At 41.2% G+C, this 13,230-nt stretch carries 9 protein-coding genes; 7 read left to right on the forward strand and 2 right to left on the reverse strand.

Annotated elements, in window-relative coordinates:
- Positions 1-20: 20 nt before the first annotated feature.
- Entirely contained in the window at positions 21-1,031 is a 1,011-nt protein-coding gene (fbp, locus tag K2F45_RS10110) for a class 1 fructose-bisphosphatase (RefSeq protein WP_248933458.1), read from the forward strand.
- A gap of 114 nt (positions 1,032-1,145) precedes the next feature.
- Positions 1,146-2,594 carry a L,D-transpeptidase family protein gene (locus K2F45_RS10115; protein WP_248933459.1) on the forward strand — a complete coding sequence of 483 codons (1,449 nt, stop codon included), beginning with the start codon at positions 1,146-1,148 and terminating at the stop codon, positions 2,592-2,594.
- Between the two features lie 40 nt (positions 2,595-2,634).
- On the opposite strand, the gene K2F45_RS10120 is transcribed toward K2F45_RS10115, so the two are convergent.
- Positions 2,635-4,035 carry a DUF3943 domain-containing protein gene (locus tag K2F45_RS10120; protein WP_248933460.1) on the reverse strand — a complete coding sequence of 467 codons (1,401 nt, stop codon included), beginning with the start codon at positions 4,033-4,035 and terminating at the stop codon, positions 2,635-2,637.
- Positions 4,036-4,268: 233 nt separating this feature from the next.
- Here K2F45_RS10120 and K2F45_RS10125 point away from each other — a divergent pair, with 233 nt between their 5' ends.
- Positions 4,269-5,801 (forward strand): SulP family inorganic anion transporter, encoded by a 1,533-nt coding sequence (locus K2F45_RS10125; RefSeq protein WP_248933461.1) that lies wholly within the window; start codon positions 4,269-4,271, stop codon positions 5,799-5,801.
- A gap of 1 nt (position 5,802) precedes the next feature.
- On the opposite strand, the gene K2F45_RS10130 is transcribed toward K2F45_RS10125, so the two are convergent.
- On the reverse strand, positions 5,803-6,393 hold the full coding sequence (locus K2F45_RS10130; protein ID WP_248933462.1) for a methyltransferase domain-containing protein: 591 nt from the start codon (positions 6,391-6,393) through the stop codon (positions 5,803-5,805).
- Between the two features lie 254 nt (positions 6,394-6,647).
- On the opposite strand from K2F45_RS10130, the gene K2F45_RS10135 reads away from it, so the two are divergent.
- The 4 genes from K2F45_RS10135 to K2F45_RS10150 all read left to right on the forward strand — a co-directional run bounded on the left by K2F45_RS10135 (position 6,648) and on the right by K2F45_RS10150 (position 13,226).
- On the forward strand, positions 6,648-7,106 hold the full coding sequence (locus K2F45_RS10135) for a hypothetical protein (protein ID WP_248933463.1): 459 nt from the start codon (positions 6,648-6,650) through the stop codon (positions 7,104-7,106).
- A 252-nt stretch (positions 7,107-7,358) separates the two neighbouring features.
- Positions 7,359-8,630 (forward strand): glucose-1-phosphate adenylyltransferase, encoded by a 1,272-nt coding sequence (locus tag K2F45_RS10140; RefSeq protein ID WP_075992039.1) that lies wholly within the window; start codon positions 7,359-7,361, stop codon positions 8,628-8,630.
- Positions 8,631-8,862: 232 nt separating this feature from the next.
- On the forward strand, positions 8,863-9,603 hold the full coding sequence (locus tag K2F45_RS10145) for a phosphatase PAP2 family protein (RefSeq protein WP_075994728.1): 741 nt from the start codon (positions 8,863-8,865) through the stop codon (positions 9,601-9,603).
- A 377-nt stretch (positions 9,604-9,980) separates the two neighbouring features.
- Entirely contained in the window at positions 9,981-13,226 is a 3,246-nt protein-coding gene (locus tag K2F45_RS10150) for a SusC/RagA family TonB-linked outer membrane protein (protein ID WP_248933464.1), read from the forward strand.
- The last annotated feature ends 4 nt before the right edge of the window (positions 13,227-13,230 follow it).

Here is a 13,230-nt window from a genome sequence, read left to right on the forward strand (position 1 = left end):
ATATCCAATAAAACAACATTATGAGTGGTATAACTACACTAGGTCAATTTATCATTGAAAAACAGGCCGATTTTCCGTATGCTAAAGGCGAGCTTTCCAGACTACTGCGCGATATTGGAATCGCAGCAAAAATTGTAAATAGAGAGGTTAATAAAGCGGGATTGGTTGATATTTTAGGCGATGCAGGACAGGTCAATGTGCAGGGCGAGGGACAAAAGAAACTGGATGTTTATGCCGATGAGCAGTTTATCAAAGCGCTTCAAAGTGGGGGAGAATGCTGTGTAGTTGCCTCAGAGGAACATGAAAATCCAGTGTATATCCAATCAGGGGTTTCCAAAAATGCGAAATATATTTTGTGTATTGACCCGCTGGATGGCTCAAGCAATATCGATGTTAATGTATCTGTGGGGACGATTTTTTCCATTTATCGACGAATTTCTGATACGGGTGTTTCTTGTAATAGCAATGATATTTTACAGCATGGAACGAAACAGGTCGCTGCAGGTTATGTAATCTATGGTAGTTCAACTATGTTGGTGTACACAACAGGAAAGGGCGTAAACGGATTCACATTGGATCCTTCGATCGGCGAGTTTTGTTTATCCCATCCCGATATGAAAATTCCGGCTTCGGGTCAAATTTATTCGATTAACGAAGGAAATTATTCCAAATTTCCAAACGGCGTTAAGCAATATATCAAATATTGCCAAATGGAGGACAGTGCAACGCAACGCCCCTATGCATCGCGGTATATCGGCTCAATGGTCGCCGATATACACCGCAATCTCCTCAAAGGGGGCATCTTTCTTTATCCAACGACTTCTGCGCACCCTAATGGTAAACTAAGATTGATGTATGAGTGCAATCCAATTGCCTTCATCATTGAGCAGGCAGGGGGTAAAGCTTCGAATGGATCTCAGCGTATACTAGATATTGAGCCAAAAACTTTGCATCAGCGATCAGCAGCTTTTTTGGGTAATACCGATATGGTGGAATTGCTGGAAGATTTCCTGGAAAAATACAGTGATTGATTCTGTAGTGATTCAATGACAGGTAAGATTCTTTAGACAATAAGAATTATTTATCTTTGTCCTCAGAAAATGGCTTCATTATTGCGAAGCCATTTCTTTTTCACGATTTGTAATATGTTACGATTTTTAGTTTTTATTTCATTTGTTTCAGTAGTATTTTTTTCTTGTAAAGATAATCCTCCGACTTATGGCGATGTGTTGGCGAAAGAGTTTGAAAATAAGTCCTATAAGGATTTTGACACAGCAGCTTATGTAAAAGTCTTCCGTGAAGTGTATGGCAAGGAAAAACCTCAATTGGTTAATCCGAGCTGGATGAAGGAATTATCGGATTCTACTGAAGGGATGACTTTAATTGCCGAACACCTTTTTGACGGTAGTATCGACACCATGTTAACGTACTTTGAACGAAGCGATGCGCATGGTATTCGAACTAGTTATTTCCATACGGCTGCGATTAAGGAAACATTATCTTCGCTTCGAAAACTGAAAACCAAAGATGTTGCTGAAGTTTATCCCTTATTGGCCAAACTTGACTTATTGAGTACTGATGGGCTGGTGGCTTATATTAGCAGCATAAAATATGGTGTGGTCAACCCCAAACGCCTTTATGGACGATATTTCGTTCCTCAAAAGCGTATGAGCTATGGCAAAGTTGTACAAATGCTGGATAGTGTAAAAATTGGAACTGTGTTGACCGATATCCAACCTAAAAATCAGTATTACACCAGGTTTCAGGATCTATTGGAAAACGGGAACCTAAACAGTGCACAACGAAGCCAGGTGTTAATGGTATTGGAAAAATTGCGCTGGATGGGAGATGCTTTTCCGGAGAAATATGTATTTGTGAACATACCTGAACAACGGTTACATATTATGGAAGAAGGGAAGACAAGTCAACTGATGAATGTGTGTGTAGGTGAAACTGATAATCCCGCCTATACGCGGAAAGGTGAGAATCATGAGACGCCTGTCATGCAAGGGGTGTTGGATGCCATGCAAGTAAATCCTGTATGGAATATTCCAAGCAGTATTGTCAAGAAAGAGTTATTGTCAAGCGTTCGAAATAATCCAAACTATCTGGCATCGCGCAATATGGTGGCTTATTACAAAGGAAAACAAGTGGACCCTGCAACGGTCAACTGGAATTCGGATTCTGTGGAGAATTTTCGTTTTAAACAAAATCCTGGTTCGGATAATTCATTGGGGAATGTGAAGTTTTTGTTTGAGAACCCCTATTCCATTTATCTGCACGATACGCCTGCAAAACAAATGTTTGGGCAGAGCAATCGCGCCGTCAGCCACGGTTGTGTGCGTGTTGAAAAACCCGTTGATTTGGCGTCATACCTTGTCAATAATGAAAAACAGGCCGAAAAAATTGCAAAAGAAATTACCACAGATTCGATCTCAAAATCACGTTGGGTAACACTTAAACGGCAGATGCCAGTTTATATCACCTACTATACAACCTGGTTGGATGACGAAGGGAAAATCGTTACTTATCCGGATATATATGGTTATGATCCGCGTTTGAAGGAAGCGTTAAAGAAATATTGGACAAATTAATCAAAAAGGCTTAACTCATTTAGTTAAGCCTTTTTTATCGCTAGTATTCAGAGTTGTAGGCTAGTGCTATCCGGACAAAAGGATAGTCTTTGTTGACATTGTTATGGTCTTGATAATGACCTTCCAATCTAAAGTAACCGGAGTAAAGATTGACACCGAAATTTTTCCAGATACGCATTGAAGCACTCGTGGATGCCGTATGTAGAAAATGGTGGGATTTGTTGCCACTGATTGTGACAAAATATCCGCCACGATAATCTACACCAAATTTAAAGCGGTTTAATGTGCTCAATGTGGCTGAAGCCCTAACATCGGCTCCGGGGCCATAATCGTATGTGCGGCTTTCACCAAAATGGAGATAAGGATCGGGTACAGCGGCCAGTACCACTGGACCACCACCAAGGATGGTTGTCAGCTTGGTACGGCTACCAATATTGAAGTTTGAAAAGACATTGTAATTGATACTCTGTGACCCATAGTAAAAGGCTTCATTGCGTAGAAAGTCGAAATGCGCAGACACGATAACACGATGACGTCCTGTCAAATTGGATAAAATACGGTTACCGTATAACGAGGCATACACATTGACCGCATTGACGATGGAACTATCATCTGATCCAAGTTCCAAATTGAGGAAGAAGTCATCAAAGGGTTTCTTTTTGTCTAGATCATCGTTGGTGTAAATCAGTTTGATACGCGCATAGATGTCATTCTTTCCTTTATTCAAGATGTCATGTTCCTTGGCATCAAACCGTCTTAGCCCCAATTCAACTTCGGTGTGTACTAAAGAACTGTCGACCACCGCACCTTTTACCTTATCTCCCCAGCGCCCGTCGAGCAGACGGTTGAGTCCGTTTATCGGATTGATCAGCATGGCCAATAGTTCTTTTTTATTACGTTGTCCTTTGGTCAGACTCGGGCGCGAAAGAATATGATGCGATAGTCTATGGGTCATTTCACCTAAAATAGTACCACCAAAACTTGTGTTGATGATATCATTGATGGATGGTGGTTCTGTTTCACCTGCAGTTTCCCAGATATAGCTACCAGCTACGGTTGCTACTGTCGATTGTAGAAAACTATAGTTGTTGGATCGGAACGAATTGAAATAAAACTGACCGTGATAAGGGTGCGCCATTTGATTTGTGGCAAAGAGATTGTCGTCCCAGGTCCAGGCAGACAGTTTTAAATGGCTAAAGAAGTTTTTAAAGGAAATATGCGAAACAGGATCTTTTCGAATGAAGTAATTAACCGACGCAGGAATAGCTTGGATGGAAAACCACTCAATTCCCGCCCTTAAGAAGTTCTTCTTTTGGTAGTCGAATAGACTGTCTGTTTGTTTTACGTTGATAAGATGATTGTTCCAAAGTCGTGGTTGCTTATCGTGGTACATGGGATATTTTTCGACAGGTTTCGCTCGAAATAGGCTATCTGAAGTCATTAAGGAATCTCTAGCTGGTAGGAATGCAGCCTTACTAGGTTCTATACTCCCGAGCTGGACAAGCAACAAAAAGATACATATTAAGAGACTATAATGACGTTGGTTAATGCATTGTTTGATCGAAATGAACATACTGTTTTGCGATAAAATTTGTAAAGAATAACAAATATAGGGGAAAAGTGTTTGTGTGATTAGTACCTTTGCGGCAATTATCCTGTTCTAGTAATTTAAAAATGAACCATACCTTTGAAATATTCAATATAAAATCGATTAATCTTAAGAATGAGTTGTTTGCAGGATTAACGGTCGCAATGACAATGATTCCGGAATCACTCTCATTTGCAATTTTAGCCGGGCTACCACCGTTGACCGGACTTTACGCAGCATTTTTAATGGGTTTGATCACTTCCGTTTTGGGAGGTAGGCCAGGGATGGTCTCGGGAGGTGCTGGCGCAACAGTAATTGTATTGATGGCCCTGGCGGCAAGTCACGGTATTGATTACCTGTTTGCTGCTGTCGTCTTGGCGGGGCTCCTGCAATTTTTAGTCGGGCTTTTTAAATGGGGGAAATTTGTACGCTTGATTCCACAGCCTGTTATGTACGGTTTTTTAAATGGACTGGCCATTATCATTTTTATGGCTCAAGTAGTCCAATTTAAGGTGAATACCGGGCAGGGGGCGGAGTGGATGTCGGGAAGTACCTTATACATCATGGGGGGATTGACTCTGCTGACGATGTTGATTGTGATTGTATTTCCTCGGATAACGAAGGCTGTTCCGGCCTCTTTAATCGCTATTCTGGTTGTATTTGGCCTGGTTTCTCTTTTAGGTATTGATACCAAAAAAGTAGTAGATATTGCCTCTGTTAGTGGGACATTGCCCCATCTACATTTACCTAATGTACCGCTGAGCTGGGAAACATTGCAGCTGATTTTTCCGTATTCTTTGGTGATGGCTGGAGTAGGGTTGGTGGAGTCGCTTTTGACACTGAACATGGTGGACGAAATAACGGCGAGTAAAGGAAATGCAAACCGCGAATCCATGGCGCAGGGGATAGCCAATACAATCAATGGATTTTTTGGGGGAATGGGTGGATGTGCCATGGTTGCTCAAACACTGGTCAATTTAAATGCTGGTGCACGCACGCGGCTTTCTTCTTTTATTGGAGCGATGACCATCTTAGTGATTATTTTGGTAGGTGCTCCTTTTATTGAGCAGATACCCATGGCCGCGCTGGTCGGTGTGATGATGATGGTAGCCATTGGAACCTTCCAATGGGTGAGCTTACGTATTGTGAATAAATTTCCCAAATCAGATATTTTCGTTGGGATTATTGTTGCCGGAATTACCGTGGTTTTACATAATTTGGCACTTGCGGTGCTTATTGGTGTAGTGGTATCGGCACTTGTATTTGCCTGGGATAATGCGAAGCGCATTCGGGCAAGAAAATATTTGGATGCCGAGGGCATCAAGCATTATGAAATCTATGGCCCTCTTTTCTTTGGTTCGACAGCTAATTTTTTGGATAAATTTGATGTTTTGGAAGATCCCGAGCGCGTGATTTTAGATTTTAAGGAAAGTCGTGTGGTGGATATGTCCGCCGTGGATGCACTCAACAAAATTACCGAACGCTACGCTGCACAAGGGAAAAAAATCGAATTGTGGCACCTCAGTGAAGATTGTCGCTCTTTGTTAAAAAATGCTGCGGGCATTGTGAAGGTCAATATCACGGAAGATCCAACCTATCGGGTCATGCCGGGCAAGTAGACTATTTTTTGCGCAGCTCAAAAAACAGTTCATTTCCCTGTCTTTGGGGAATACTATTTGTTGAATCTGTCAGGTGTAAAATGTCAAATTGCGATGCGAATAATTGTTGATATTCCGTTTGATCTCCACCGAAAGGTGGTCCCTGTTGTGCAAATTCCCGTTTAAACAATAAGCCCATCAGAATACCCTGCTGCTTGAGCAAAGTATGCATTTGTTGTACATAGCTGGGGCGTAATGAAGGATCCAGTGCACAAAAAAATGTTTGCTCAATTATATAGTCGTACTGACCCTGATGCTGGAAGAAATCTTGACATACAATTTGGATCTGAGGGCTATTGGCAAACTCCTTTCTTACCTTCGCAACGAGGGTCGGAGCGATATCAAGTAAGGTAATTTGATGGAACCCCATGTCAAGTAGAGCCTTTGCTTCATAAGCATTTCCACAACCGGGAATTAGAATAGATGCATCTTTCGCAATAGACTCCGCTGCATAGTTGATAATAGCAGGAGAGGCATAGCCAATATCCCAGCCTGTTGCTTTGTTCTTATAACGTTCATCCCAATAGTTTCGATCCAATAGTGAAGAATTCATAGCTGTTTTTGTTCTATATGCTTTAGCAATTTACATAAATATTAGGTCAATAGGGTGCTTCTCTTTGCTGAAAATTGCTTTTAGCTATCCGCTCGGAAGTTGATTTTATTTAGTTGATTTGCACTATTGTGGTCGAAGTTCGATTGCAAGAAGTAGCATCTGGGAGAAATGTTGAAATTCAGTTGAATACCATACGATATTAAAATTTTTAGCGTTCAATTACTCTAGTAGGGATAATCCCCTAATGTTTTTAGATGAATTATATTAAAGTAGTTTTATTTATTGTTTTATTTCTAATTGTTGGTCTTGCCTACGCTAATCAAGATTGGAATGGTTTGGAGAGTGTGCATCACTATATCGGTTATTTGTTGTTATCATTGTATCTATCGGGCTCAACACTGTTTATGTATAAGCCTCTTCAAGGGGATAGAAAACTAAAACGACATTTTTTTATTCGATTTTCTGTAGTCTGCATCGCCTTTCTGCTACTTCTTGTCCCATATTTGATTCTTAAACAACAAAATGATGGTTTGGGGGCTGGATATTTACTCTATTTTATGACCGTCAGTCTTGCAGCACCGTTGTCCATTTATGCCTTCATTGAGATCCTATGGTTATTTACCCAAAAGAAATATCCGCAAATAGGTGTTAACCTATTACTTGTTGGCTATATCTACTGCCTTTTTTTATTCACTGGTCTATTTGGATATTAACCCTATGGGAGACACGGACTTGTCATCATCGTCTTTTAATCGGTTAAAATTAAGCATGTTTCTGCTCGTTTTTCGAAAATTATTTTTTTTGTAAAAAGAATGATTGATCAAAATTGTTGTTTGCTTCTTATCCGGAAAATTGCTAATTTAATAAGGATTCTTAAACCTGAATTTAAAGAATCTCGAGACTAAACCTGATCAGGTCCTTGTTCTTGAAGATAACAATTTTATAACCAATTAATGGATTGAGGTATGATACACAAAGTAGTTTCCCTTGTATTGGGAGGAGGTCGAGGGTCGCGCCTTTTCCCATTGACACAGCAACGGTCGAAACCAGCGGTTCCAATAGCTGGAAAATATCGTTTGGTCGATATTCCGATTTCGAACTGTTTGAATTCTGGCTATAATAAGATCTTCGTACTGACGCAGTTCAATTCAGCCTCTTTGAACACACACATCAAAAATTCTTACAATTTCAGTATTTTCAGTAAGGGCTTTGTTGACATCTTGGCTGCTGAACAGACCAATGAGGGCGATCGTTGGTTTGAGGGCACGGCTGATGCTGTTAGGCGAACGCAGAAACATCTCCTGAATGTAGATTACGACTACATTCTTGTCTTGTCTGGTGATCAGTTATACCAAATGGATTATTCGAAGCTGATTGACTTCCATGTTGAAAATGGGGGTGATGTTACCATTGCGACTATACCGGTCAATGGTAAGGATGCTACAGGATTTGGTATTTTAAAAGCGAATGAAGCGAATGAAATTACCGCTTTTGTCGAAAAGCCCGATAAGGACGAAGTATTAAATTGGACCTCAGAGGTCTCCGAGGTTTTGCATAAGCAGGGAAGGCATTATTTGGCATCTATGGGGATCTATGTTTTCTCAAAAAACATCTTGCGCAACCTTTTAATTGCCAACCCGGGGATGGATTTTGGCAAGGAAATTATACCGGATGCCATTGAAGCACTTCGGGTATTGAGCTACCAATTTGAGGGGTATTGGACCGATATCGGGACCATCAAATCTTTTTTTGATGCCAATATCGGATTAACGGATGACATTCCGGATTTCAATTTGTTTAATGAGACCGTATATACACGTGCGCGGATGCTTCCGCCTTCGAAAATTTCAGGAACGACTTTAAATAATACGGTAATTGCCGATGGATGTATTTTAAATGGAGATAAACTGGAAAGGTCTGTTATTGGGATACGCTCCCGTATTGGTGAAGGGACGGTTATTAAATCGACCTACATGATGGGAACAGATTACTATGAGCAATTGGAAGAAGTACTGGAATTGGGAAATACACAAAAACCACCACCAGTAGGCGTCGGTAAACGTTGTTATATTGAAAACGCAATCCTGGATAAGAACTGCCGTATTGGAGATGACGTTCGTATCATTGGTGGACCGGGCTTGAATGATGGCGATTTTGATACGCATATGATCTGTGACGGTATCGTTGTTGTTAAAAAAGATGCTATCATTGCCAACGGTGTTACGATAGGATTTTGATCATTTGTATATGTTGAAGTTAAAGTCTGCTGTTTATATAAATTGCGTAAACAGCAGACTTTCGTTGCTTTCTCCTTTGTTTTAATGATAAAATGGAGATTGATGCCCAATATTGTCGTGCTGTATGGAGTAATACTGTCAAAGAGCTAGTTTATAAATATTATCTTTGCGCATTATAAAATTTTTTAAGGCTAAAATGATCGATTACAGGAAACAGATTGTTTTTTATTGTATGCTGGTTTTACTTTTTGTAATGCCGGTTACCTCATTTGCGCAGATCCAGTTGGAACAACCTTCGGATTCGAGCAGCGGATCTCATTTTTTTAAGAAAATTCCTTACAAAGAACTGGCTGTTCCTGTAGGATTGATCACCTATGGTATCGTTGCCAAAGGGAATCCCTTTTTAAAAGGGATAGATGAAGACATTAGAGACGGCGTTTCGAGAGGGAACAATCAAAAAATTAAGTTGGACGATTTCACCCGTTTTGCTGGAACTGCCGGAGTTTTTGTGCTGGATGCGGTTGGGGTACCTGCGAAACATAACCTTAAACAACGCCTGTTCACAACAACAGTTTCCAATATTATCATGACTTCAACCGTGAGAATTATGAAATCGACCATTCCTGTATGGCGACCGGATAGTTCAGCGAACAATTCCTTTCCTTCAGGGCATGCTGCCACTGCATTTGTTGGTGCGGAACTGCTTTGGCAGGAATACAGACAGGAGTCAATTTGGTACGGAATAGCGGGGTATGCTGTTGCCGCAGGTACCGGTTATCTGCGGATGCACAATGATAAGCACTGGTTCTCGGATATCGCTATGGGAGCTGGAGTTGGTATCTTAAGTACTAAAATCGCCTATTGGTTGCTACCGCTGGTAGACAGTCGATTGCAGAATTCAAAAAAGAGTTATGTGGTATTACCAACCTATAATGGGCGGCAATTTTGTCTAAATGCCAGCTTACAGTTTTAGGCTCTTATTTTTTAAGCCCCATTAGGAGCCTCTACATTGCTCGTACTCGGCTCACCTGAAAATAAAATTTCCTAGATATTATTCGTACAGGGATATAAATCCACTTTAAATCCCTGTGTTCACTACAGTTTTTAGGTGTTCAACCTGAAGATCGGGACTGCTATGCCAGGCATTTCCATTCCTTATTTAAGCATGTAACGTTTCTGTGAATTTTAGATTAAAAAATCATATTAATTTCGTTAATATGATTTTGTTTTTTAAATTTAATAGGCAATCTAATCCACTTTTGCTGTTTTTTATAAAAAGAGAGGCATGCAAAGTCAATAAACCAAAGTTGAACCCCACGGTTCTTTATTATTTTAAACCAATTTGTAATTATGATGAGAAATTTTTTTCTTCATGGAAAGGCGAGACCCATTAGCCTTTTGGGGCTCTGCCTGCTGTTTAGTCAGCCTGATTCTTACGCGCTGAATCTGGATCCGATCAATGCTATTGTCGATCAAGATCAGGTTACAGGGATCATCAAAGATGAGAAAGGTCAGGTATTAGCCGGTGCTACCATCACCGTCAAAGGAACATCCATTCAAACGTCCTCCAATCAACAAGGTATTTTTTCTATTCGCGCAAAGCGCGGTGATGTCTTGGTCGTGAACTACCAAGGATTTACAAAACAGGAGGTGGCCGTTTCCACAGGCAACGTCAATGTCGTCATGGTTTCGAGTGATCAAGCACTTGAAGAGGTCGTAATCATTGGCTATGGTAAGCAGCGGAAAGGGAATATCACCGGTTCGGTCGCTACCGTCAATGCAGAACAGTTAAAAAACATCCCCAGTTCAAATCTTTCCAATTCACTTGCCGGTAGAGCCGCGGGTGTCAATGTCACCAATACTTCGGGGATGGCCGGAGCATCGTCGAGCTTGCGTATACGGGGGAGTTTTGCCGAGCCACTCTATGTAATTGATGGCGTGGTTCGTGATAAAGCTGCATTCGATGTGCTTGAAGCGAACGAGGTTGACCAAATGACCTTCTTAAAAGATGCTGCAACTGCCGCAGTGTATGGCACCCGGGCCGGTAACGGTGTAGTGGTGGTTACGACAAAAAAAGGAACAGCGCAAGCACCTGTTTTTAATGTACAAAGTAATTATACTTTCAATACGCCAACACAGGAGCTCCTTGCTAATTTAACGACTGCGAAAGATGAACTCACCTATCAAAACCGGGTCGCCGAATTTCGTGGTCTTTCCATCCCAAATGGACAAAAAGAGTTTGATTATTTCAAGGACAAAAATTACAATGCCAATGACGTTATCTGGCGCAACCCGTTTACACATCGACAATCGATATCGGTTAATGGAGGTGGCGACAAAATTACTTATTATAGCTTGCTGAGCTACCGTAAAGAAAATGGATCTTATAAATCTTTAGATCATGAGAAATTTAACCTAAGGAGCAATATCTCCGCGCAGATTACCGAAGATTTCAGCATGGATTTTAATATTTCAGCCAACCAGACGAATTCGAAGCGCTTTTTTTGGCCATTCAGTACATCTTCGAACGATGATGATTTTGATGTATCCGATTTCTACCGCGTTACATTCAACTGGCCAAAGATGTATCCTTTTTACCTGAATGCAGACGGGACACCGAGCAATACACCAACGGCTTATCCTGTACAGACGCCTATGGGAAGCTGGCAAGCTTGGAATGTGATCGATCAGGTCATCGGGGATCGCTATATAGACCGTAAAGTGCGGCAGGTCAATCCTATTATGACCCTAAACTTGAAGCTGGATAAATTGGTACAGGGCCTTTCGACAAAAGTTGTCGGAAGTTACATTGCTCAAGACTATATGCGCAAGCGTTATATGAGTTTTCAAAAGAACTATACCTTTACCTCTTTAAACCCGAATGACAACCGCTTTATACCAGCTCCGCCATCGGAAGCTAATATTAATATTTTTACTTTTAGTCAGAGCCAGCCTTTCATGGATTACAGCCCACAACGATTGTGGGAATATCAGGTAAACTGGTTTTTAAACTATAACCGCAAGTTTGGTAAACATTCCGTAGACGGAACATTGGTTTATGAACAGTCCAAAAAAGGAGGGACTTATGTCACTTCACGGGCAGAAAATCCAATTACAGCCCTGGATCAAATGTTTATTTATCCTACAGATCGTAACTTTAGGTCGACAACTGCCAATGAAACGATCGATTCGAGACGTGGTATCATCGGGCGTGCCAACTACAATTATGCGGATAAATATATTGCGGAGTTTTCTTTTCGTTACGATGGTTCACCATTATTTCCGACGGATAAGCGCTGGGGATTTTTTCCTTCAGTATCAGCAGCCTGGCGTGTATCGGACGAAAACTTCTTTACGGATATAAAAAATACCATATCGGATTTGAAGTTCCGAGCTTCTTATGGTACAACGGGTAATGATTTGGATGTCAATGCCAATCGAATCGGGCAATTTGGTTATTTAGAAAAGTATACCACCTCGGGCGGCTATATGTTTGGTGACCGCTATTATAATGGTATTGCATATGGTGCAACCCCAACACAAAATCTAACCTGGACAACTTCTAAGAGTGTCAACTTGGGTTTAGATTTTGGATTTGTTAATAATAAGCTGACCGGTAGCCTTGATCTGTTTTCACGCAAGGAAACCAATATTCTTGGTCCAAGATCGCTGAAGGTTCCTGACAATTACGGTCGTGCACTTGCTCCTGAAAACTATGCGGCGAGAAGTTATAAAGGCGGCGAGATTTCTTTTAATTGGAATGACAAGGTTGGTGAAGTGGCTTATGGTCTCAATGCCAATCTGGGGTATGCCAAAGACCGTTGGGACATCATTGACGAAGAACCTTCTTATGCATCGGGCCAACCGCAGAACTTTCGCTCCAGAATTGGACGACCTGAGAATAGAATAATCGGCTTAGAATCCCTTGGTTTGGTTAGGACACAGGCTGAAGCTGATGCGTTGAAAGCAAAAGGATTTAAGACCTACGGAAGGGATCCTTTTCCTGGGATGATCTTATATAAAGACATTCAGGGGGCGAACTATTCAGGTGGCCCGGATGGGAAAATTGATGATAACGATTTGCAGTTATTGTCGGACAATAATTCTCCGCGCATCAATTATGGGTTTGGATTCAATGCGAGCTGGAAGGGCTTTTATGTCTCGGCTTTATTTCAGGGAGTTCTTGCTTACGATCGCATGATCAGTAATCAAGAAGGCGGTGGAATGCGCCAGCACGGCGATACTTTCCGTCCATATTATCCAATTTGGGCTTCCGATGTCTGGACACCGGATAATACCGACGCCAAATATCCGCGACCAACAGGATACTCTGGCTGGGCCGAATCCGGTGCAGCCCCATCGTCATTCTGGATAAGAAATGGAGCCTATTTGCGCTTACGTGACATTAATGTTTCTTATCGATTGCCGAAAAGCATGACAGAGAAATTGCGTGTGAAAGATGTCAATCTGTTTTTTAATGGGACCAATTTGTTTGTTTTTTCGCCAATGAAAGAGTTTCATGATCCCGAACAAAAGCTGTATGATTCTTATCCAGTCATGAAAACCTTTACGTTTGGACTTGATGTTAAATTTTAAAATG

It is taken from the genome of Sphingobacterium siyangense (genome assembly GCF_023277505.1).
Classification (GTDB): domain Bacteria; phylum Bacteroidota; class Bacteroidia; order Sphingobacteriales; family Sphingobacteriaceae; genus Sphingobacterium; species Sphingobacterium siyangense.

Bases quoted from the DNA above. Each gene is read 5' to 3' on its own strand.
- K2F45_RS10125 (WP_248933461.1), top strand. From the start codon at position 4,269: ATGAACCATACCTTTGAAATATTCAATATAAAATCGATTAATCTTAAG.
- K2F45_RS10145 (WP_075994728.1), top strand. From the start codon at position 8,863: ATGCTGGTTTTACTTTTTGTAATGCCGGTTACCTCATTTGCGCAGATC.
- K2F45_RS10115 (WP_248933459.1), top strand. From the start codon at position 1,146: ATGTTACGATTTTTAGTTTTTATTTCATTTGTTTCAGTAGTATTTTTT.
- fbp (WP_248933458.1), top strand. From the start codon at position 21: ATGAGTGGTATAACTACACTAGGTCAATTTATCATTGAAAAACAGGCC.
- K2F45_RS10140 (WP_075992039.1), top strand. From the start codon at position 7,359: ATGATACACAAAGTAGTTTCCCTTGTATTGGGAGGAGGTCGAGGGTCG.
- K2F45_RS10120 (WP_248933460.1), bottom strand. From the start codon at position 4,035: ATGACTTCAGATAGCCTATTTCGAGCGAAACCTGTCGAAAAATATCCC.
- K2F45_RS10130 (WP_248933462.1), bottom strand. From the start codon at position 6,393: ATGAATTCTTCACTATTGGATCGAAACTATTGGGATGAACGTTATAAG.
- K2F45_RS10135 (WP_248933463.1), top strand. From the start codon at position 6,648: ATGAATTATATTAAAGTAGTTTTATTTATTGTTTTATTTCTAATTGTT.
- K2F45_RS10150 (WP_248933464.1), top strand. From the start codon at position 9,981: ATGATGAGAAATTTTTTTCTTCATGGAAAGGCGAGACCCATTAGCCTT.